The 23,563-nt window shown below is 36.1% G+C and carries 20 protein-coding genes; 9 read left to right on the top strand and 11 right to left on the bottom strand.

Annotation, left to right across the window (positions count from 1 at the left end):
• Positions 1-19: 19 nt before the first annotated feature.
• A complete protein-coding gene (gene lepB / locus MHB55_RS09255) occupies positions 20-577 on the top strand; it encodes a signal peptidase I (protein ID WP_340863962.1) in 558 nt (185 codons plus the stop codon).
• 177 nt (positions 578-754) lie between these two features.
• On the opposite strand, the gene MHB55_RS09250 is transcribed toward lepB, so the two are convergent.
• The 5 genes from MHB55_RS09250 to MHB55_RS09230 all read right to left on the bottom strand — a co-directional run bounded on the left by MHB55_RS09250 (position 755) and on the right by MHB55_RS09230 (position 6,198).
• On the bottom strand, positions 755-1,303 hold the full coding sequence (locus MHB55_RS09250) for an NADPH-dependent FMN reductase (RefSeq protein ID WP_340863067.1): 549 nt from the start codon (positions 1,301-1,303) through the stop codon (positions 755-757).
• A 372-nt stretch (positions 1,304-1,675) separates the two neighbouring features.
• Positions 1,676-3,052 (bottom strand): GntP family permease, encoded by a 1,377-nt coding sequence (locus tag MHB55_RS09245; protein ID WP_340863066.1) that lies wholly within the window; start codon positions 3,050-3,052, stop codon positions 1,676-1,678.
• Positions 3,053-3,122: 70 nt separating this feature from the next.
• On the bottom strand, positions 3,123-4,133 hold the full coding sequence (gene pdxA / locus MHB55_RS09240; protein WP_340863065.1) for a 4-hydroxythreonine-4-phosphate dehydrogenase PdxA: 1,011 nt from the start codon (positions 4,131-4,133) through the stop codon (positions 3,123-3,125).
• Positions 4,130-5,437, bottom strand: a complete 1,308-nt coding sequence (locus tag MHB55_RS09235; protein ID WP_151110098.1) for a four-carbon acid sugar kinase family protein — start codon at positions 5,435-5,437, stop codon at positions 4,130-4,132. The genes pdxA and MHB55_RS09235 overlap by 4 nt, the downstream gene beginning before the upstream one ends.
• A complete protein-coding gene (locus tag MHB55_RS09230; protein ID WP_144536786.1) occupies positions 5,434-6,198 on the bottom strand; it encodes a DeoR/GlpR family DNA-binding transcription regulator in 765 nt (254 codons plus the stop codon). Before MHB55_RS09230 ends, MHB55_RS09235 begins: the two co-directional genes overlap by 4 nt.
• A 214-nt stretch (positions 6,199-6,412) precedes the next feature.
• Between MHB55_RS09230 and ilvA the strand changes: the two genes are divergently transcribed.
• The 3 genes from ilvA (at position 6,413) to ytzI (ending at position 9,598) form a co-directional block, all read left to right on the top strand.
• A complete protein-coding gene (gene ilvA / locus MHB55_RS09225; protein ID WP_340863064.1) occupies positions 6,413-7,675 on the top strand; it encodes a threonine ammonia-lyase IlvA in 1,263 nt (420 codons plus the stop codon).
• A 165-nt stretch (positions 7,676-7,840) separates the two neighbouring features.
• Positions 7,841-9,331: a catalase gene (locus MHB55_RS09220; protein WP_340863063.1), complete on the top strand. Its 1,491-nt coding sequence runs from the start codon at positions 7,841-7,843 to the stop codon at positions 9,329-9,331.
• 114 nt (positions 9,332-9,445) lie between these two features.
• A complete protein-coding gene (gene ytzI, locus MHB55_RS09215; protein ID WP_144537223.1) occupies positions 9,446-9,598 on the top strand; it encodes a YtzI protein in 153 nt (50 codons plus the stop codon).
• Positions 9,599-9,626: 28 nt separating this feature from the next.
• On the opposite strand, the gene rlmN is transcribed toward ytzI, so the two are convergent.
• Both rlmN and MHB55_RS09205 read right to left on the bottom strand, forming a co-directional pair.
• Positions 9,627-10,697, bottom strand: a complete 1,071-nt coding sequence (rlmN, locus tag MHB55_RS09210; protein WP_191697474.1) for a 23S rRNA (adenine(2503)-C(2))-methyltransferase RlmN — start codon at positions 10,695-10,697, stop codon at positions 9,627-9,629.
• 447 nt (positions 10,698-11,144) lie between these two features.
• Entirely contained in the window at positions 11,145-11,594 is a 450-nt protein-coding gene (locus MHB55_RS09205; RefSeq protein ID WP_340863062.1) for a hypothetical protein, read from the bottom strand.
• Positions 11,595-11,819: 225 nt separating this feature from the next.
• Here MHB55_RS09205 and MHB55_RS09200 point away from each other — a divergent pair, with 225 nt between their 5' ends.
• The gene (locus MHB55_RS09200; RefSeq protein ID WP_144536795.1) at positions 11,820-12,179 is read left to right on the top strand and encodes a hypothetical protein; all 360 of its coding nucleotides are present in this window, start codon (positions 11,820-11,822) and stop codon (positions 12,177-12,179) included.
• Between the two features lie 117 nt (positions 12,180-12,296).
• On the opposite strand, the gene MHB55_RS09195 is transcribed toward MHB55_RS09200, so the two are convergent.
• Complete coding sequence (locus MHB55_RS09195; RefSeq protein WP_340863061.1) at positions 12,297-13,112, bottom strand: sulfurtransferase; 816 nt, start codon at positions 13,110-13,112, stop codon at positions 12,297-12,299.
• Positions 13,109-16,720, bottom strand: a complete 3,612-nt coding sequence (locus MHB55_RS09190; protein WP_340863060.1) for a dynamin family protein — start codon at positions 16,718-16,720, stop codon at positions 13,109-13,111. Before MHB55_RS09190 ends, MHB55_RS09195 begins: the two co-directional genes overlap by 4 nt.
• Before the next feature lie 337 nt (positions 16,721-17,057).
• On the opposite strand from MHB55_RS09190, the gene MHB55_RS09185 reads away from it, so the two are divergent.
• From MHB55_RS09185 to MHB55_RS09170, 4 genes are all read left to right on the top strand, one after another.
• A complete protein-coding gene (locus MHB55_RS09185) occupies positions 17,058-17,513 on the top strand; it encodes a chemotaxis protein CheX (protein ID WP_144536801.1) in 456 nt (151 codons plus the stop codon).
• Between the two features lie 306 nt (positions 17,514-17,819).
• Entirely contained in the window at positions 17,820-17,942 is a 123-nt protein-coding gene (locus MHB55_RS09180; RefSeq protein ID WP_144536803.1) for a cytochrome c oxidase subunit 2A, read from the top strand.
• Positions 17,943-17,962: 20 nt separating this feature from the next.
• Complete coding sequence (locus MHB55_RS09175; RefSeq protein ID WP_144536805.1) at positions 17,963-18,439, top strand: cytochrome c oxidase subunit II; 477 nt, start codon at positions 17,963-17,965, stop codon at positions 18,437-18,439.
• Position 18,440: 1 nt separating this feature from the next.
• Positions 18,441-20,108, top strand: coding sequence for a b(o/a)3-type cytochrome-c oxidase subunit 1 (locus MHB55_RS09170; protein WP_340863059.1), 1,668 nt, complete (start codon positions 18,441-18,443; stop codon positions 20,106-20,108).
• 726 nt (positions 20,109-20,834) lie between these two features.
• Here the strand turns inward: MHB55_RS09170 and MHB55_RS09165 are convergent.
• The gene (locus tag MHB55_RS09165) at positions 20,835-21,428 is read right to left on the bottom strand and encodes a hypothetical protein (RefSeq protein ID WP_340863058.1); all 594 of its coding nucleotides are present in this window, start codon (positions 21,426-21,428) and stop codon (positions 20,835-20,837) included.
• A 180-nt stretch (positions 21,429-21,608) separates the two neighbouring features.
• Complete coding sequence (locus MHB55_RS09160) at positions 21,609-23,507, bottom strand: ATP-dependent DNA helicase (protein WP_340863057.1); 1,899 nt, start codon at positions 23,505-23,507, stop codon at positions 21,609-21,611.
• Between the last annotated feature and the right edge of the window lie 56 nt (positions 23,508-23,563).

The following is a 23,563-nucleotide window of genomic DNA, read 5'->3' as shown; positions in this document are numbered from 1 at the left end:
AGGGAATAATTTGAAAGAGATGAATGGTAAAAGTGAGTTTTGGGAGTGGGTTAGAGCGATTGGAATTGCTGTTATATTTGCTTTTGGAATTCGATATTTTTTGTTTACACCTATCGAAGTAGAAGGTGCCTCTATGCTCCCCACTTTTGAAAGCGGGGACAAAGTCATGGTCAATAAAATAGGGCCGAAATTGAGTGACTACGAGCGATTTGATGTAATTGTTTTTAAAGTGGATGCGGAAACTAATTATATCAAGCGAGTTATAGGCATTCCTGGAGACCATATTTCTTATAAAAACGATGAGCTTTTAATAAACGGGACTAAATTCGATGAGCCATATTTAGATGAATTTAAAAAAGAGTTATTAGATAATGGCACGCTCACGGAGGACTTTACACTTGAAGAATATTTGGGGGAAGTAGTCGTTCCAGAGGGTTCCTTGTTCGTCCTAGGAGACAATAGACGTTTCAGCAACGATAGCAGAAATCCTAGTGTCGGATTTGTACCTATTGATATCGTTTTAGGAAAGGTGAACATGACAATTTATCCTTTAGAGAATTTTAGCTATATTAAATAATAGATCTAGGGCTGAGTATACAAGATTTTTGCATTGCAAGGCTTGCGAAAAACTAAGCTCCTAAGCACCTTGAAAAGCAATTGCGTGAAAAGCTAAATAAAAATTATAACAGAGATCAAAATATGCTTTATATTTTAAAAGGGAGAAAATCATCAATGATTTTCTCCCTTTTTACTCTTACTTAACTTTATTATAAAATTCAATGAAATTATTTACTACTTTATCTAGAAAATCTATTGTTGCTTGATCAGTCACTTCATTTTGTTCATTCAATTTTGTATGAATTGCCCCTACATACACTTCGTTTCCTGGAAGTAGCTGTGGTTGGAGATTCGGATTAGATAGTATCTCACGAAGGTGCATTTGAGCTCGAACACTTCCTAGCACACCCATTGAAGAGCCAATGATGAAAGTTGGTTTACCAACTAAATCATTTCCACTACGTGATAACCAATCTATTGCATTTTTTAAAGCACCAGGAATAGAGAAATTATATTCTGGTACAGCTAAAAGCACCGCATCCGCATTACGAACATTCTTTTTAAATTCAATCGCACCTTGCGGAGGATCATTCTCAATATCAGCATTAAACATTTCTACTTCATTGATAGAAACAAGCTCAATAACTAACTTATCCGCATAACGCTTCTTCATATACTCCACTAATTTACGATTGTAAGACTCTTTTCTGTTACTTCCAATAATAGCTGCTACCTTGATTGACATATCCATTCCTCCTAAAACTATTAAAAATCATGCAAAAATTTCAAACCCAAATCATTTTGTTAGTATATCACGCACCCACTAAAATATGCTGAAAATTTGCTCATAAAAATAGTGTTACAGGTGCCAGGCACCTGTAACACTATTGAAATAAAAGTTCCTATTTTTTCTTCTCTATTTGCACTAACTTCCTCTATTAAAAAAACCTTTTTAAGCGTATTTATTACGAGAATTGTAATTATATTATATTAGAATATTTGCGTTTGTATATTAAAATAATTTGTGTATATTACAGGTGCCTGGCACCTGTAATATACCAGACACATGAAATATACGAAACACTAGAAATATAAGAAGCGATGTTCTAGTATTCTATTAGCCTACTATGGCATTGGCTATGATTAGCATGATTAAAGAGGTACCCCAAGCAATGGTTGTAGGTACGGACCATACTAGAATTTGTTCTTTTAGTTTAGTGATTCCTAACATACGGTTAACAACCCAGAACAGGGAATCATTGAAGTAAGAAAATAACATTGCACCTAGTGCCGCCGCTTGGGCCGCTAAGGCTAGATTAACGTCAAGATTGGCTAAAATTGGAGCAGAGATTGAAGCTGCTGTAATCATAGCAACAGTCCCACTACCTTGTATTAATCGTACAATAGACGCTATAAAGAAAGGCACTAATATAGCAGGTAAAGGCAATCCAGCAATTATTTCAGCTAAATAGTCCCCTGTGCCACTGTCACGCAATACTGTTCCTAATGCACCACCAGCACCTGTAACTAAAAGGATGATACCCGCCGTAGTCATTCCTTCTTCCATTCTCTCTAAAGCCTCTTCTTTTTTCATTTGATTAGCCAATCCATAAATTGCGGCAACTAACCCAAGTGCTAAAGCGATAATTGGTTGTCCTAAGAATAATACATATTCCCAGAACCCACCTGTTACTTCTAAAGCTGTTAATGTAGTATTTAAGAATATTAATATGATTGGCAATAATATCGGTAAAAAAGATTTGAAAAACGATGGTAGCTCTTTTTCTCTGTCAGCAGAAGCTGCTAAAAAATCATTGTATATCATTTCAGACGAATCTTTACGAATAAATCCTTCTCCATCTTCTTCTGGAACTTGGTATATTCTTTTTCCAATCCATTTTGCATAAAGAACACCTATTATAATTATTGGAATAGCAAATATTAATCCCCAGAAGATCATTTCACCTATATCTACTCCAAAAATACCCGCTACCCCTAAAGGACCTGGAGTAGGTGGAACCGCATGGTGAGTTGCTGCTAACCCTATCGCTAATGCAATCCCCAATGTAACTACAGATTTCCCTGTTTTACGTGATAATGACTTTACTAAAGGATTTAAAATGACGAAGGCCGAATCTACAAAAATAGGAATAGATACGAAATAACCAGCAATGGCCATTGCCCATTCTTCCTTCTTCTTTCCAACTACTCGAATTAACGTGTAAGCTAACTTTTCAGCGGCTCCCGTTACTTCTAAAATCCTCCCCATCATTACCCCTAGCCCTACAACGATCCCTATAGAAGCTAGCGTGTTACCGAAACCAGAAGTTATAGAGTTAACTACCTTTAAAGGCTCCATCCCTCCAATAAGCCCAGTTACAGAAGCTGCAATTAGCAACGCTAAAAAAGCATGAATTTTAGTTTTTAACACAAGCAAAATTAAAACCGTTACACCAATAACTAACCCCAACAACATTTGCCTTTCTAAACCCATTCTTGAAACCCCTTTCAATTATGTATATTTAAATAGAAAAGGGGAATCCCCTTTTCTAGAATTACAAAACTTACAAAGACTCACGAGTAAATTTAGGCGCATATTCTGCAGCAAGCTTGATACACTCAAACATACTCACTTCTGATGCAATGTTTTTCCATGCAATATCAAACGCGGTCCCGTGGTCTACAGAAGTGCGCAAGAATGGTAGACCGTTCGTAATAGAAATAGTACGATGGAAATCGGTCATTTTCGCTGCAATATGGCCTTGATCGTGATATAAGGAAAGAACCGCATCATATTTTCCATTAAGTGCTTGGAAGAATACGGAGTCAGCAGGAACTGGTCCATATGCATCAATTCCATCTGCTTTAGCAAGCTCGACGCCTGGTTTAATCTCTTCTACTTCTTCCATCCCAAACAAACCACCCTCACCTGCGTGGGGATTTAACCCAGCAACAGCTAATTTACGAGTTTCCACACCTAAACGCTGTAAAGCTTGGTCACATCTGTTCAAATAATCGCGTACACGCTCTTTAGTCATTTGTTTAATAGCGTCAGCAACAGATAAGTGGCGAGTTAAGAAGAAAATACGCATACCATTTACTTGGAACATTGTTAATGGATCCGGAGAGCCACCAAGGTCTTCTAGCATTTCCGTATGGCCAATGTAAGGAACATTAGCTGCTTTTAAAGATTCTTTGTTGATAGGAGTTGTTGCCAATGCTTTAACTTCCCCAGCCATAGCTAATTCCACTGATCGTTTGATAAATTCGAATGCCGCTTGTCCATTTTGAGCAGAAACGCTTCCAGGTTCAAAAGATTCTAAATCAATATTATTCAAATCAATAATATCAATTGTTCCAAATTTATAAGAACCATCTATTGGAGAGGCAACCACGTTTACATTTAAGTCCACCCCAGTAACTTCAATTGCTTTACGAATAATTTTAGCGTCACCTACAACTAGTGGTTTACATATTGAATAAATCTCTTCTTTAGCTAAAGATTTCACTGTAATTTCTGGTCCTATCCCTGCTGCATCTCCCATAGGTATTGCAATAATTTCTCGTGTTGTCATATTAGAACACTTCCTTCTTCTTTTTTGTTTGTTAAAAATCTTACACATTTGTAGATAGAATATTTATCTCCTACCATCCCGCCCTTAGTAATCACGGGAATACCATCAAATGTACCCCCTATAAAATGGCCATAAGCAGCTAAGGGAATCACTTCATCCTGCAAGCCTATCGCTGCAGCATCACTCACAGCACAAATAGCTGCCGTTACATCTCCTCCACTTGAGAAAGTACCATCTATTTGATGTTTTGTCTGCTGAACCACATTGTTTGTTACTCTAGCAAGCCCCTCAGTTAAACGCTTTGCCAGTTTTTCTTCCGTAACGCCCTCTTTCAATGCTATATCAGCTAGGTTCAGCTTTTCTGTTCCAGGCGCATAGGTAGTAATGATTAATACTTCTTGCACCTCTAGTTTATTCAATGCTTCTTCCGTTGCACGATCAATTTCTTTCTCCCAGGAACTACTTACCGATGCTAAAGCGCTAGCACGCACATATACTGGATCTGCATTTTTCTTATCAATTAAATAATTCAGCTGTCTACCAGTTAATGGAGTAATACTACCAACAGTCACGATGAATTTATTTGTTTGAACATGTTGATGGGCTTTCATTCTTCCAAAAGAGGCAGAGAGTGGACCTGGGTCTACGGGGATAAAATGAATTCCATCTATGGAAGCCATCGCCTCGGCAATATTATCAATTTCTTCATTTGTCACTGCATCTACTACTATAATGCGATTCATCGCTTCAATTTGCTTCATTAACTGTAATTGTATTGCCTCTTTACCCTTTAAAACTGTGCCAAGCCCCACATGACAAACAGGAAGTCGGCTTTGGTTTTCCATAATAGTAGGGACATGAGAGATACTTATTGGATTCATAGGATCTTTAGCGACATCAGTTGCTTCCACAGGTACCCCATCCACTAAAAGATAGCCACCTGAAACTACTCGACCTGAATCTGGGTAAGAAGCAACAACAACCGCTACGGAGTTTCCACCGATGGCATTCAGTAAAACATCGGTCTCTACTCCGAGATTACCTCTCACAGTACTATCAATTCGTTTACCAATAACACTTGCTCCCCAAATTGTTAGTTGCTCATATGCCTTCAAAACACGTTCTTCTGCATTAGAAGGAGAACAATATCTACTATCTGTATCTATGCTAATAGAGGTAAAATCACTATTTAATGGCACCTCTCCACCAAAAACAACTGTAGCACTCGTGAAACCATTTTTTGCCAGGAGGACTCCAGTAGCATTTGCTCCTGTTAAATCATCTGCAATAATGCCTATCTTCACTTTGTCACTCCCTTTATAAAAGTAGATTTCTCCTTATAAATCTCTTCTACTTCCTTAGAAATAGTGCTATCCGTTATAATTCCTGTTACCGAATCCACACCAGCTATTTTAGCAAATGCTTTTTTCCCAAATTTATGTGCATCTACAGTTAGGTAAACCGCCTCGCTTACGTTTATCATCTCTTTTTTGATAGATGCTTTCTCGAAAGTTGCAGAAGATATACCGAGAGAAGCATGCACAGCATGTGCTCCAAGGAACAGAATATCTACATGTATGTTTTTTAGCATTTGCTCAGCGTAGGATCCAAGTATTGCACCGACACCATTCTGGATCTTTCCACCAAGTAAAATAACTTCTAAATTAGAATCTGTTAATTCAGCAGCAATCTTAATATCATTTGTAACTACTGTGATATTCGTCCGTGATTTCAATAGCCTTGCAATTTCTAATGTAGTTGTTCCTGAATCCAACAAAATCCTCATACCGTCTTTTACTAAGCCAACGGCAATTTGTGCAATCTCTTTCTTTTGTATATGAGCTTCTGAAAGCTTTTGTTCATATGATTGTTCCCCTATTATCGCTTGAGGTAGCGCAGCACCACCATGTGTTCTTATCAATTTCTTCTGCTTTTCTAATTCGTCTAAATCTCTTCGTATAGTCATTGCAGAAACTCCTAAAAGGTCTACAAGCTCTAAGATTTCAACCTTCCCCTTAATAGAAAGCTCATCGATAATTTTCTTTTTTCTGTTAATTGGAAGCATGAATTCATCCCCTAAATACAAATAAAATGTTAACTATGAACATATTATGTTCTAATCGAACATTTTTGTCAATAAAATATGTTTGAAATTATCAAAAATAGGTAATGTAAAAAACCCTTAGTGTTTTATTATTTAGAATTATCAAAAATAAATCGTGGGTTTATTACTGTAGTGTGTTAAAATATACTGATAATTAGATTTAGGAGGTCATATCATGCAAATGGCAGATATCAAAACACTTCAAATTGAAGATGTGCTAAAAGCGCACCAATTTCTTAAAGAGGTAGTTATACATACACCTCTTCAAAAAAACGACTATCTATCTGAAAAATATGAAGCGAATATTTATTTTAAACGCGAAGATTTACAACATGTTCGTTCGTTTAAACTCCGCGGTGCTTATTATAAAATTAAAACCATTGAAGAGATCGCTCGAAAGCAAGGAATAGTCTGTGCTAGTGCAGGTAATCACGCCCAAGGAGTCGCTTATGCCTGTGCTCACTTAGGTATTTCCGCTAAAATATTTATGCCTCTAACCACTCCTAGTCAAAAAATTGAGCAGGTAAAAATGTTTGGCCGGCAATACGCAGAAATTATCCTAGCTGGGGATACATTTGATGACTCCGCTAGTACTGCAACTACTTATGCAGAACAAGAAGGCCGTTTGTTTATTCATCCATTTGATGATCTAGATATCATTGCTGGTCAAGGTACAGTGGCTGTGGAGATTATGAATGATATTGAAGAGGAGCTTGATTATGTTTTTTCTAGTATTGGTGGTGGTGGTCTCATCTCTGGAGTTTCTTCTTATATAAAGAACCTATCCCCCAACACTAAAATTATCGGTGTCGAGCCTTCAGGAGCTGCAAGTATGAAAGCTGCCATAGCTAACAAAGGCCCAATTGTTCTTGATGCAATTGATAAATTCGTTGACGGGGCAGCTGTTAAGTGTGTAGGAAAGCTAAACTACGAGATTGTTTCTAAATATGTGGATGACATCACCCTTGTCCCAGAAGGGAAGGTATGCACAACTATTTTGAGCTTATACAATAAACACGCTATTATCGCAGAGCCTGCAGGGGCATTATCAATTGCAGCACTTGATTCTCATAAGGAACAAATAAAAGGTAAGTCCGTCGTATGTATTATTAGTGGAGGAAATAATGACATAGGTAGGATGCAAGAGATTAAGGAAAAATCGTTAATACATGAAGGGCTCTTATATTACTTTATCGTCAGCTTTCCACAAAGAGCTGGTGCACTAAGACAATTTCTTGATAAAGTACTGGGTCCAGACGATGATATCACCACCTTTGAATATACCAAAAAGAACAACAAAGAAAGTGGACCGGCGTTAGTCGGCATTGAATTAAAAAGAAGTGAGGATTATTTAGAGCTTCTCTCACGTATGAATGAGAATGGCTTTTTCTTTAAGGAAGTTAATAAAGATAGCACACTTTTTGATCTATTAATTTAAGTGAGAATCCAACTATATCAACGTTTTAGATAGTTTTCCATTGACTAATAATGTTCACATTCCTATAAGAATAATAAAAAGTTACATTCAAATTCTAGCATTCTCACCCACCCTTTGATATAATAATTCTTGTATTATAAAGATTCTAATCTAGGGGGAAAAAGAATGACTGAAAAACAAAACAATAAGCTGACAACTGCAGCTGGCGCACCAGTAGTAGATAACCAAAACTCACAATCTGCTGGTAGAAGAGGTCCTCTTTTACTACAAGACGTATGGTTATTAGAAAAACTAGCACACTTTGATAGAGAAGTAATTCCAGAGCGTCGTATGCACGCAAAAGGTTCAGGTGCTTACGGTAAATTTACTGTGACTAATGATATCACTCAATATACTAGCGCTAGTATATTCTCTGAAATCGGTAAAGAAACAGATATGTTCGTACGTTTCTCAACTGTAGCTGGTGAACGCGGAGCTGCAGATGCGGAACGAGATATCCGTGGGTTCTCTATGCGTTTCTATACAGAGCAAGGTAACTGGGATTTAGTTGGTAACAACACTCCAGTATTCTTCTTCCGTGATCCACTTAATTTCCCAGATTTAAATCATGCTATTAAACGTGATCCACGTACTGGTATGCGTAGTGCTAATAGCAACTGGGATTTCTGGACATCATTACCGGAAGCACTTCACCAAATTACAATCGTAATGAGTGACAGAGGACTTCCAAAATCTTACCGTACAATGCACGGATTTGGTAGCCATACATTCAGTATGATCAATGCTAACAATGAACGTGTCTGGGTTAAATTCCATATGCGTTCTCAACAAGGCATTGAAAACTTAACTGATCAAGAAGCAGTTGAAGTGGTTGGTGTTGACCGTGAAAGTCATCAACGTGACCTATACGACAATATCGAAGCTGGTAATTTCCCTAAATGGAAAATGTATATTCAGGTAATGACGGAAGAACAAGCTAATAATATGCCTTATAATCCTTTTGATCTAACAAAAGTTTGGTATAAAAAAGACTTCCCACTTATCGAAGTTGGTGAATGGGAACTAAACCGTAACCCTGAAAATTATTTTGCAGAAGTAGAGCAAGCTGCTTTTACACCAGCTAACGTAGTACCTGGTATTAGCTTCTCCCCTGATAGAATGTTACAAGGTCGTTTATTCTCTTATGGCGATGCTCAACGTTACCGCCTAGGTGTTAACCATCACCAAATTCCTGTTAACAAACCTAAATGTCCTGTACACTCTTTCCATAGAGATGGTGCTATGCGTGTAGATGGTAACTTAGGTAGTACATTACCTTATGAGCCTAACAGCTATGGTCAATGGAAGGAACAACCTCAATTCAAAGAGCCTAGTCTAGCACTTCAAGGAGATGCTGGTATTTGGGAATTCCGTGAAGATGATGACAATTATTTCGAACAACCAGGTAAATTGTTCAATCTAATGACCCCAGAAAAACAGCAAGTATTATTTGAAAACACTGCTCGTAATATGAATGGTGTAGAAGATTTCATTAAAATCCGCCACATCATCCATTGCTATAAAGCAGATCCATCTTATGGTAAAGGCGTTGCTGCGGCAATGGAACTTCCATGGGAAAAAATTGAAGAAGTTATGAATGTCACTGCTACAGTATAAAGTAAAAAGCTATCCCTCGGGATAGCTTTTTCTATTGTAATTGCCCCCTCTCCCGCCATCATCTTTATTGTGCTATGATATGGGTGTATACTTTATTTTTTGGAGGTTATTCCCATAGTTACAGTCATTGTTATTGGAATCATCATCTTTATCATTGTCCTTGCCTTAACTATTTTCACTATCAACAAGGGCTATGCCTATAAACATACAATAGACGAGCGTCCAACAGAATTAGAGAAAAAGAAAAAAACGCATCCTCCTGAATAAGGAAGATGCATTTTTTATTGGAAGTGTATTATTTTGCTCCAGCTTTTTCTTTTTTAATTTGTTTACTACGTAATTGGCCACAAGCAGCATCAATATCAGTTCCCTGTTCCATTCTCACTCCACAGTTAATACCGCTATTTTTTAAAGTTTGGAAGAATGAACTAATAGACTTTTCTGTGCTACGTTGGTATTGGCCATGCTCGTCAACTGGATTGTATGGAATCAAGTTAACATAAGAAAGATGTCGCTTATTTTCCAGTAGCTTCGCCAATTGCTGTGCTTCTTCAACATGATCATTTACATCTTTAAGAAGAATATATTCAAATGTAATACGACGGTTTGTTTTTTCTAAATAATAGTCAACAGCAGCCATAACTTTCTCAATTGGAAACGCCTTATTGATAACCATAATTTTAGAACGAAGCTCGTCATTTGGAGCGTGTAAGGAAACTGCAAGGTTAACTTGAATATTTTCGTTTGCAAAGTCCATAATCTTCTTAGCTAACCCACTTGTAGAAACTGTTATATGGCGCGCACCGATAGCAAGACCTTTTTGATCATTCACTGTTCTTAAGAAATTCATAAGGTTTTTATAATTATCAAATGGTTCACCAATACCCATTACTACGATGTGGCTAACGCGCTCATCCTTCTGTAATTCATCTAAATGCTCCTGTACCTTCATAATTTGCCCGACAATCTCTCCAGCATCTAAATCTCGGCTTTTCTTTAACAGACCACTTGCACAGAAACTACAGCCAATATTACAGCCTACTTGTGTTGTTACACATACAGACAAGCCGTATTTAAATCGCATTAAAACTGTTTCGATTAAATTTCCATCCTGCATTTCAAATAGGAATTTGATCGTTCCATCAGCAGACTCTTGTTTTACATTTTCCTTCAAGGTTTGGATTACAAAATTATCTTCTAATAGCTTAAGACAATCTTTATTTACATTCGTCATTTCCTCAAAGCTCTGTACTCGTTTAATATATAACCAATCCCATACCTGTTCAGCACGGAATTTCTTTTGTCCATGTTCCATTAACCACTCTATTAATTGGTCTCTTGTTAGACCATAAATTGATTTTTTCATTATTTAGCCCCTCTTTTCTTACACATACAATTTTCCTATTATACACCAAATTCTTTTATACGACAATTTATTATATATGAAATACCCTTAAAAAGATATTATTTAGTTTCTCCAAAAACAAGCGAACTACTCTGTTAACTTAAATAATATTAGACGAGCCTAAGCAAAAATATTTTTACCAATGCGTATAGTTTACTTGATTTCCACTTTATGCGGACGCGTTCCACGAGATGAGTGATAAGCCATAACCGTGGCTTTTGCCTCGTTTGTGCTGTCTTATCTGTTTCACTCATCCCGCTGGAGTCGCCGCCGGTCGTTCCAATCCACGGAGTGACAAATATTCGTGTTTAATTGGTAAAATGCTAATTATCCCCTTAACTAAAATATTTTTTAGTTAAGGGGATAATAGTAAAGAGATAAAGCTTAGTGTCGCTAAAAGATTATCTTTTAGACCTGTTCTATTAAATTCAATATCTTATTGGTAGATTCACTAGGAAGAATATAAATAGTGTGAGTGTCATTTGTATTCATTAAGGTACTTTCTTCAAATGCTCCACCCAACCAAAGATGTAAAACCTGTTTGTCTTTATTTTCATTGATTATATCTACAGAATAATCTGGATTGGCTATATTTACGATTCCATTTTCTTTTACCGCGCTTGAAATTATGCTTTTAAATTGCTCAAGTGCATTGTGATCATCAAAAACAATTGATGTACCCTCTTTTATCATTGTAAGGGTAACCACAGAAAATTCTACATCTGTCTCCACTTTTTCATTTTCTTCTAAATACTGCTGAGTACTAGGTTTATTTACAGTGTTTTCTTCGAATTGACAGCCAAAAAGAACGACTGAAGTAAAAACCATTGATAAATAAAGGGCCATTTTCTTCCTCAAATATCAACCATTCCCTTCCAATTTTCTTTATTAGTCAAGTTAGACGTAGCTAATCCCTTATTGTTTCATTTTCTTACGATTTTGAATGAATTTACCTAAACTCCTCCTTATTTTATATCGTTTATAATTTAACCAATGGGTCTCTGAACTAAATTTATTCATGTTTACAGGACAATTCGAATAAGTTGCTATAGCGTTTAAAAACAAGTATTGGAGTTGTTTAATATGAGGTACCGTAAACGAAGAAGGATAAATTATAGTTCAGGCAAAGCATTTTTAAAGTTAATATCTTTTATTTTTTGTCTCATTGCTTTTTTACCAACCAGTTTTCTTTATACAAACGTACATAATGATTCTGAGTGGAATGATTTTAACTTAGGTACATTTAATAATATTTTTCAAAATTCATTTGATCAGCTATTAGTAGTTTCATATGAGATTGATAGTAATAAGATCGATGAAGAGGAACAACTACCGTATATTATTCTAAACACTTATACTGTATTTGGAATACCATATGCAGAGGTAATCGTTACCAGTGAAGGAGCATATATAAACAAAAAATACCTGTTTAAAAAAGAGTGATCTCAAGAGAAGTCGTAAATAGCCATAAAATTATCTAAATACAAATCTTAAGCTTTTCAAAAAATTAAACCTAATAATAAAGAGACCAATCCCCTAGAAGATATGGTCTCTTTATTATTAGTTAGATTTCTCTACATCATTTTCTCGGATCCAGTCACTGTAACTACCTACATACAATTTTACATCCTTATAACCAGCTTCTTTTAAGCTTGCGTATAATGGAGCTGCCGTTACTCCGCTCCCACAGTATGCAATGACAGGCTTATCCTTATTAGAAAGGTTGCTTAGCTGAGATTCCATTAGTTCTTGCTCCAAAAATGCACCATCTCGCTTTAGTTGCTCCCAGTCGTAATTTATTGCTGTTGGAATATGACCTGCTATATGATCAATAGGCTCTATTTCTCCCCGATACCTAGCCGATGAACGAGCATCAATTAACTGTCCGTCCCTTTTTCCATTGGCAATATCTCGCACTTCATCCATAGTTAAATAAATTTCGTCATTCCAAAGTGGAGTCATATTCGACTTGGTATATTGAGTCACTTCATCAGTTATTGGAAGTTGCTGTTTTATCATTTCAAAGCTTTGGCGTATAACTCTTACATTTTTAAACCCTGCCCATTCCAGTAAGAAATAAGCTCTTAATGCAAAAGGAGCTTCCCCTTGATCATAAATAATAATTTTATCATCTAAATTTAAACCTGAGTTTTGTACAAGCTCAATCATTTTTTCCTTAGAAATCATCGGATGTCTACCTTTAAAATCGTCCATATCAGAGAGGTCTTTTTCAAGATCCCAATAAACTGCTCCACTCACATGGCTTTCTTTAAATACTTCATAGCCTGCGGAAGGTTCCCCCAAGATAAAGCGCGTATCAATAAATCTTGAAGACGTTATATCTATTTCTGAAAGCTCTATAAATACCTTTGTCATTTTTCGTTACCTCCAGTATCTAATTTCTTATAGATATCCTTCCACTTAGCTAGTGTTTCTTCCTGCTCCAGTAATCTTCTTTCTGCCTCCAACTGAGTTAAGGATTCATTTAACCATTTTAAGCGAGCATTTTCTACTTCCTTCTCTGCATAGATAGTTAGCCATTTTACTAAACGTTTTTTTTCCTCATCTAAATAAGCAGCTGCCTCAACTTTTGTTTGCTCGGATAGAGCATCTCTTAGTTTTTCTTTTTCATTTTTTTCAAAAAATGACTTAGCACTTTTAAAATATGATTTTACATGAGTATATTTGTCTTTGTCTTTAAAGGGGCCAACAAACTCTAGTAATTCGTAGTCTTCACTTTCATGAGGGCTATAAGTTAAGCTCCCATTCCATTCCTTTAATACTCGCATTTCTTCTTTATCTATTTGAGTCATTTGTTTTTGAATATATTGTAGCAGTCGGAAATTCGTTACACGGACTTCCTGCTCCAGATCAAAACGAATCATTTGAAGTATATCCCTCAATGCTAAGTCCAAAGCCGTAGATGCATTATAATTAGAGAAAATTGAAGGATTATACGCTTCCTTAAAAAATTCGTTGAATCGATAATACACACGTTGTAATACGTAAAAAAGAAGGGATTCCAATTCCTGAACCGCATCTTTAGTTAAAGATACAGACTTGTATTCAGTATAACGATTCCTTATTTTTAGTTCCTGATCGCTAAGCTCAGTAAGTCGTTCTTCTTTTCTTGCTAAGTTAGCCTCCGTTTGTTCTATTAAAGAAAGCAATTTATTTTTTTGTCGATTAGATTCCTCTTCTAATGAAGTTATTGCAATTTGTTTAAGATCTTTTTCCAAAAAATGATGGAATGCTTCTTCAAAATGTTCCATGCCTTGATGAAGTCTTTCTTTGTTTTGCTTTTCTTTTAAAGCTTGAAGACTAGAGACTCCATACACCCTAGGAAATCGAATTCCAAATCGCTGCAGTTCGTCTTTTACGTACTGTTTAACTAAGTTAGCCTCTTCCTCGTTGCTTGCAAGATCAATGGCGTTTATAACGAAAAACATTTTATCTAGTTCAAAGGAATCTTTAACACGACCAAGCTGAATAAGAAATTCTCTATCAGCCTTTGCAAAAGCATGATTAAAGTATGTGACAAAAAGAACGGCATCTGCATTTCGTATATAATCGAACGCAACACCAGTATGTCTAGCATTGATGGAATCTGCACCTGGTGTATCTACTAAAGTGACGCCTAATCTAGTTAACTCACAATCATAATAAAAGTCAATGTAATCAACAAAACAGCTTTTCGATTCCTCAGCCACATAAAGAGAAAATTCTTGATTATCCACATTTAGTATCTCACCTAGATGATTCCGTACATCAGGATATCCTTTGTAGAAAGCATTCACAAATGACTTATGCACTTCTTCTGCAGCTGATTCACTTAAGGCAGAAGGAGCCTTTTCGTATGCATCCTCTAATGAAATAACGTTTTTACCCAATTGTAAAAAGGCAAACTTTACATCAGCGAGTAACTGTTCTTTAGATTTTAAAGTAACATCAGCGGTATTGTGCAGATGTTCTTTAGAAACTGGATGTATTTTATTGATGGCAGCGGTTGTAGGGTTTGGAGAAACCGGCAGAACATCCGCTCCCATTAAGGCATTAGAAAAGCTTGATTTTCCTGCACTAAAAGCACCAAATAGAGCAATTGTAAATTGTTGGTTTTGAACACGCATTGCCTTTTTCTTAATAACAGACGCGGCGTCCTTAAAATCAGGAAGCTCCGATAAAATCTCTCCAATTTTGTTTGCCCTTTGCACTACTTCATCTAAAGGTAATGTAGCACTTTCCTCTAATATCTCTTCCTCTATTAATACAGGGGAAATTACTTCTGTTTCTTCACTAGTTTTATCAACGTACTCTACTATAGAGCGCTCGAAGGACAAGCGTTCTTTCTCCCATTCATCAAGAAGATAATCTCTATCTTTCCTATACTGGATCGAAGGTGTCGATAATTGCTTATCCAAATTTTCTATTTTTTCTTCTATATCAGACACTTTTAATATAGCTTCTTGCTTTTCCTTTAAAACATTCGTTTTATCCTCTAACCGCACATCTAGATTGGATGAATGTAGTTCGATATAATTTGAATTTTCGTCCTTCCATCGGTCAGTTTCCTTCACATAATATCTAATAACTGCATCATTTACTCTATTAGCATAGTTCAGTATTGCATCACCCGTAACACTTGCCCCACTATGCATAGTGTCTGCGATGATTTCCTCAGGTAAAGAAAAGGACATATTATTTATTTCGTTTGCCTTTTCTTCATTTAACAAGCTAACATCCTTTAAAAGACCCTTCATTAAATCTTTTATATGTGTAGTAATATTAGTAGCTACAATTTTATCCAGCATCTGAATTGCTTCAGCTAACCTTCTTTTTCTTTCTTCTTCTGTTTTTTTCTTGCTTCCGATGAAACCAACCTTAAATGACTCCTGCCTACTTTCTGCATATTGTTTTAAAAGGTCACGCATTTCATAAGTCATAATTGAGGCGTTTTCCAATATAGCCTTCCTGCTCGTTTCAAATGTCTTTTTCCACGCACCGCTCTCTTGGAGCTGTATTTGCTTCTCTGAAGTTTCCAGCTGATCTAATATTTCTTCAACATTGCTCCAATCTTCTTCTGTGAGTAAATAACTTAGTTCCTGCTGTAAGTCTTTTTTTTCCTCTTCTAAAAATTTTATATGTTCATCCTTTAGCTTTTTTAGAGTAGCTGATGCTGACCGTAGGAAAAGTTCTTCTTTATGTAGTATAGATTCTTTTACGATCTGCCTAACTTGTTGAAAATCATTATGTACTATTTCTTTGTTTTTTAATGAAGTATAAAAGATATCCTTTGGCTCGACATTCCAAGCATTGAAAGCTGTAGAAACAGATTGTTTATACTCAGTGAAAGATAATTCCTCTTCTCTGTGTTTATCAATCTGATTTACGATTAAATAAATATTTTCATTGTAGTGAAGCAACTGTTTAGTAAATTGAAAATTCAGCTCGGATTGCACATGATTATAATCCATTACATAAAACACGATATCTGCTAGATGTAATGCAGACTCTGTTGATACACGATGTGCATCATCCGTTGAATCCACTCCCGGTGTGTCCATAACTATAATCCCTTTAGGAAGCTCCGAGGTTTGATGTCCAATTTCTATTTGAGAAACTTTACTCCCGTCCTTGGAATATTTTTTTACTTGTCCAATATCATATTCCCCAGAGAATTTGACCGGAGCATCATTTACAAAGTGGACAATAGCAAAATTCTTGTCCGCTTTGCTCACCGTAACTATATTCGCAGAGGTTGGTATAGGACTTGTTGGTAATAGCTGTTCATCTACAAGGGCATTAATCATACTTGATTTACCTGCTGAAAAATGACCTGCAAAAGCAATTGTAAATGTTCCCTTTTCTATTTTTTCTGCAAAAAGTTTTGATTTTGCATATCTCTCTTCATCATTGTTTTGTTTAAAAATTGTCGCTAGTAAAGCATTCGATTCTTTGATTTTCTGTAATTCCTCTAATGGATTCATGTGAAATTTATTTCCCCTTTTTATTCTTTAAACAATATGTATATCATATCAGAAAATATAAAAAAAGATGACTTTATTGTTCACAAAGTCATCACTGTACTACTATTATTTTGTTTGCGGTGTAATAGAATTTAAAATGTGTTTTGTTATTACGCTGTATATAACTACAGTCGATCCAATTAATATAAATACCATGACAATCTCCCTCTCAACTGAACTTGATATTCATTCTCATTTAGATGTTATCACATTTTTCAACAATTGACTACAAAATATATTCTTTTTAACTAGACAATATGATAAAATTGATTCATCTTTACTATTAGGAGGGGATAAAATGGGTAATTCCAAGCATATTAAAACACTTTTAAATGGTACCATTCAATCATTAAAGTCTGTTATTCCTCTTAACCTTAGTTTTAAGTCTCCCACACTAATGATTCAACCATTTGATCAGGAAGAGATGGGCGTTCTCATTGGAATTGTTGGAGACATTAAGGGAAGAATTATTGTTGATGCATCCTCCCAATTCTTCTCCTCCGTTGGCGCCTCTATGTTCGGCATGCCTCTCGAGGGCGAAATGCTCGAATCTTTTACTGGTGAACTCGGGAATATGATTGCAGGCAACTTGTGTACTACTGTTGCCCAAGAAGGTTTAGAGATTGATATTACACCGCCAACTGTCATTGTTGGCAAGAGTAAACTATTTGGTTTTCATCATGCCTTTCGCTTGCCTGTAGAAACCGAAGACATAGGCCTTATGACTATTATTCTTACAATAGACGAGGACTAACTATCAATAAGAATACATATAAAACTTAGAATCCTTTTAAATAAAGGATTCTTTTTTATTTGGCAATCCCTAAGGACCTTGAGCTAATTTAAAGGATAAGATCTTTAGCTAGCACTCTATTTCTCAAGAGTCTGAACTGCAACTATCTTCACTAATCTCCCTTCCACTTCTATGACTTTTAATTTATTTCACATTATCTTCACATAATACCTTTGTATGTGTGAGAAATATCACATCACACATAATTATTTAAATTTATGATGTAGCTATAGATAAAAAGAAGAATATTTTGGAGGTGTACGACTGATGTCCAAAAAACACAATAAAGAACCAGAACTTAAGGGCACGTTAATATCTGTTAGCGTAGTGGGGATCTTTATATTAGTAACTTGGTTTCTGGCATTCTATTTATTTATTGACAGATTTTAAATCATTGGAGGTTAAAGGTTATGCATATTCACAAGTATGAAAAATGGTGGATAACATTCGGGGTAGGGTCTTTGGTTTTATTCTTAATTATAGTTGGCTTTAGCGCATTTCATTACGGTTCTCATCCACCTAGTGCAAAAGTATATATTGATCCTGAGCGAGTAGATGAAATTGCTCCTTTTAATAATCCTGGAGTTCATAAGGTCGAAGGTAAGGAATGGGATTACGAGGTAGTAGTCGTTGCTTCTGCTTTCTTCTATAATCCACAAGAATTTGAAGTACCACTCGGGTCGACTGTTAAATTTATCGCAACAACAAAAGACGTAATTCATGGCTTTCAAATAGTAGGTACGAATATTAATATGATGCTAGAACCTGGCTACGTTTCAGAATACGTAACAACAGTAGATAAAGCTGGAGAGTATTTAATATTATGTAACGAATATTGTGGCATAGGACACACTTCTATGACATCGAAGTTAAAGGTGGTTGAGTAACATGGCAACAATAACAGAAAAAGCACAAAGCTTTGTGAAGGTAGATCGTCGTGATGGCAAGCTCGCAATGGCTCACATCCATGTAGCATTCGTTGCACTTTTAATCGGAGGACTTTGTGGGCTATTACAAACACTTGTACGGTCTGGACAATTTACTCTTCCTTGGGGAATCGGATACTATCAATTATTAACGGTTCATGGGGTTTTATTAGCACTTATTTTAACAACTTATTTTATCTTTGGTTTCCAAATTGCTGCTGTAAGCCGCACTGCCGGCACATTGACAGATAAGCAAAGAATGCTTGGCTGGATTGGGTTCTGGACAATGACAATCGGAACAACTGCTGCTGCAGTAATGGTTTTATTAAATGAAGCATCTGTTCTGTACACTTTCTATGCACCCCTACAAGCACATTGGATTTTCTATGTGGGATTGGCACTAGTAGTCGTAGGCTCTTGGATAGGTGGAGCTGGCCTTATAATGAAATATAGAGAATGGCGCAAAGCTAATCCTGGAGAACCAAGTCCATTATTAACTTTTATGGTAATCGTAAACTTAACTATGTGGATCATTTGTTCACTTGGTGTTGCAGTTGAGGTAGTTTTCCAATTGATTCCTTGGTCATTAGGCTGGGTAGATAAGATTGATATTCTACTTTCTCGTACACTTTTCTGGTATTTTGGTCACCCATTAGTATATTTCTGGCTATTACCTGCTTATATGGTTTGGTACGTAATCATTCCTAAAATTATCGGCGGGAAAATTTATTCGGATGCACTTGCAAGACTTTCCTTTATGCTTTTCTTGATTTTCTCTATTCCTGTTGGGTTCCATCACCAATTGACAGAGCCTGGTATTGATTCTTTTTGGAAATACTTGCAAGTAATTTTGACAATGATGGTTGTTATACCTTCCCTTCTAACTGCTTTCTCCATGTTCGCTACATTTGAAATTCGCGGAAGACAGCTTGGAGGAAAAGGTTTATTTGGATGGTTTAAAAAGCTTCCATGGAAGGATGCTCGATTCGTTGTACCATTCATCGGTATGGCAGCCTTCATCCCTGCTGGAGCTGGAGGTATTATTAATGCATCTAACCAAATGAACCAAGTAGTACATAATACTATCTGGGTTACTGGTCACTTTCATCTCACTTTAGCAACAACAGTTGTTTTAACATTCTTTGGTGCCGCTTATTGGTTAATTCCTCATCTTACTGGTAGAGTGTTGACTAAACAAATGAATAAGCTAGCAATTATACAAGCTATTGTATGGGCAGTAGGTATGTCCATCATGTCTGGAGCTATGCATATAGCTGGTTTGATGGGTGCTCCTCGCCGTTCAGATTTCTCTACCTATGGTGATTCTGCACAAGCAACTGATTGGATTGGCTATCAGATAGCTCAGGCAGTTGGTGGTACGATTTTATTCATCGGTATCATCTTGGTATTGTATATCATCGTCCACCTAGTATGGTTTGCTCCTAAAGGAGAAACAGAATTCCCAATTGGCGAGGTTTCTGAAAATGCAGAAAAAACTCCAATGGTTTTGGAAAACTGGAAGATCTGGTTGACTATTTGTATCTTCTTAATCTTGTTTGCTTATACAGTTCCAGTGTTCGATATGCTTCAGAATGCTCCTCCAGGTTCAAAAGGGTATAAATTCTGGTAACTTCAAAATCTTAATATTACGAAGCTGGGATAAAACCCACCTTAAAAATTCAAGAGTCCGGGAAATTTACCGTTTAGTAAATTTCCGGGGCTTTTTCTACTTACAGTTGGTGTTCTCTGCTACAGCGGACGATTTCCTGGGGGCACTGCTCGAGCCTGTAGTCTCTACCACACGCTTGTCCCCTAGGAGTCGCCGTCTCCGATCCAAACACCCCGAATTATCTTCGATATCAAGTGAAAACTGCACATACCTTCACATATAAAAGAAGATATCTTCAGTTAAATAAATGTCTATCAAAACGCATTCACTCAGAATGAAGTATTCTTTTCTTTATAGATTGTAATAAGAATCAACTCACAGCATTTTTATGTAGCATGAATCTACTTATGTCCCAGCCTCTTTTGAAGAATGCTACAAATATACCAAGCAGTCCCCCTCTCTTCACCAAGCATATCTGGATAAAGCTAATTAAGTCTCTTCAACCCAATTTACTATATATTTATATATTTAAAAATGAGCTTAGTTTCTATGAACCAAGCCCAGACATCAAATTAGGAGGAGTTGAAACTCCAGCATCCTCTATTTCTACGGTGCCATAGATAAAACTTCGATATTACTTTTAACAGGTTCCACGGATGGTTATTTGCCTTTTTTTTCTCCGTATAATTACACTTACAGTATTTATTTTAGATACATATGCCAACAAATTGTAATATTCAGGATAGATCATAAATGTTGGTCTAATAACACAGATGAATCTTGCAGTAATAAATGTGGTTTTCTTTCCCAGTCTGTTTGATTATCTTCATATTCCATGTAAGCCATCAATTCTAATTCGTAGTTATAATCATCTAATTCCATTGTTTGTGAAGAGGTGAATAGATGAGCTCTTTTATATTTTTCTTTAGGTTTGCTAGAGATATAGCTATTGTTTAAAAGGTTATAATAAGACTTTAGTGTGCTTCTGGCTACTTTCAAACAGTTTAGCATGCTGCTATCCTTCTTGCTCTTCTTAGCGTCCATTAATATAAATTTGTAATCAGTGGAAGATGTCAATAATGATCTACTACATTTTCTTCTTATAATCGTAGGTCGCTTTATTTTTACTATCTCATTTAATTCTTCCGATGGCTGTTTTGATGTGTCTTTATTAGCTACTTCATTTTGTTGATGAATATTTTTTGAATGGTTCATTTGTAAAAAAGTTAAATTGTCAAACCATGGACCAGTCATTTTCTCTTCTGTATTAGCATAATGAAAATCACTAGTAATATCGTCCTTGTTTAAATAAACTGTATCATCCATATTTTGTATACTCAATCCCACCTTTTTAAATTCTTGAGACATACGCCCTGTTATTTATATTATTCAATTTAAAGGGATTCGTTAAAAAACCTTTTCCTTTTATATTCGTCCAATGTATAACAAACAAATTCCTTAAAATTCATAAGGAATGAGTGGTTTACATCCACAAACTTAAAAGAAAAAGGCTATTTAAAATTAATTTGAAATTCGTGTTGGCAAAATCCCTACAAAACGTCCCTCTAATGGCGCTTCTTTTTCGTTCAACAATAGGTGAATTTCACCGTAGTCTTCAGAGGTACGAATTAGTCGACCTATTCCTTGCTGAAGTCTAAGCAGCATGAACGGCAGCTCCACTTCTTCAAATGGATTATTAGAAAATGAACGTTTGGCATCAAATAACGGATCTACCGGTGGGAAAGGCAAATCATAAATAATTACTCTAGTTAATGCTTCTTTAGGCAAATCTAAGCCTTCCCAAAGATGATAAGAGCAAAGTGTAGAAAACTCTCCATTTTGAAATTCTTTGACGATTGTGGAAAGCTCACGATCCCCTTCATATGCAATATCATCAGTACTTGTGGAGGACCTAAATTTATCCATCGCAGCTTTTGATTTAAACAAAATAAGTGTTTGTTGTTTTGCTTTCAATAAATGATCGACTTCACTAGCCTTCTCTTCCTGGCTAATATGATGCGTTTTAACTTTCATCACTTCATCGTAGTCAAACGGAGACGGCACTGAGAATGATTGAAACTTTTCTATTCCTAACGAATCTGCCAAATACGTAAAATCTTTTTCAATCGATAATGTAGCAGATGAAAAGATGATCGGAAGCTTGGTAGAAAATAGCTTTTCATTTAAAATGTCTGTAACTAATCTAGGCATGATAATAAGTGTTTCGTAGCCATCGATTATTTCTAACCACTCAACCCCATCGCCCTTCTCTGTAAATAATCGCAAGGAAAAAGAATATTGCTCTAAAAATTCCTCTACCATTCTAAGTTCATATTCTGGAATTGTAAAAAGCTCTGATTCAAACACGAACTCCTCTAGTAAATCATCTGTAATTTTAATGGCATGCTTACATAACTGCATTAGCTCAGATGACTTGTTAATCTTCATACGTTCCGTTTCTTCCGCAAAGCTGCCGATTCGTAAAACGCTAAAAATTTTCTCATGCGTATCTTGGAGAACTTCCATTAAGTTTAAAGTCTTTTCGCGAACACCATCTACCATTACTCTTTCAAGTAATCGAATTAATGTTTCACTTTGTACTTCATAGGTTAACGCTTTTTGAGCTGCGAATTCTAGCAAATGTCCTTCGTCTAATACAATCATCGACACTTCTGGTAAAAATGGCAATTGTCCTTCTCGAACACGTGAATCCTTAGTCCACAGATGTTCCATTAAAAAGTCATGGGAACAGATGATTAAATCAGATGATTCTCTGTAATGCTGACGGTGAATTGTTTGCCCACATCTATTGCGTAAATCACAGACAGTACATTGTTGAGTAGGATGAAAGTTAACCTTTTGCCAGTCTACATCACTTACTCCTGAAAATTGGCTACGCTCACCAAATGGAAAGATACTTTGAAGAGAAGACGAGCCATAAACGAAATCAGGTACTCCATCTTCAATTTCTTCTATAAAGAAGTCGTTATCGCTATCCTTTTGCGCTTCTTCCAATCGTTTTAGGCATAGGTACTGGCTACGCGATTTAGCTAACCTAACATCGATTTTTATATCTAAATAATTTTGTAGCTTAAAGATGTCTCCGGCCTCTTTTACCAATTGCTCTATTAGCGTTTCATCCGCGCATGCAATCAAGGCTGGTTTTCCAGTATATCTTGCATAAGAAATAGCAGGAAGTAAGTAAGCGATTGTTTTACCGGTACCTACGCCTGCTTCTGCAAATAATACATTTTTTTCTTTTAATGCTTTTTCGATTTGATATGCCATGAAAATTTGTTCATCACGACATTCAAACCCTTTCTCTGGCAATTCATCGTATAATACGTCTCCCATCCAATCTCCTAATGATTCAAAGAAAGAACGGTCTTTTGATAATTTAAATGGCAAAGCCTGCTTCATTTTCTAACTCCCTTGAATAATAATATAACAGCATGGGAGAGCTAGTCTCCCCTACT

The sequence above is a fragment of the Psychrobacillus sp. FSL K6-1267 genome, from assembly GCF_038003265.1.
Lineage (GTDB): Bacteria > Bacillota > Bacilli > Bacillales_A > Planococcaceae > Psychrobacillus > Psychrobacillus faecigallinarum.
The sequence above is the reverse complement of the archived record's forward strand: the minus strand, read 5'-3'. Positions and strand labels throughout refer to the sequence as shown.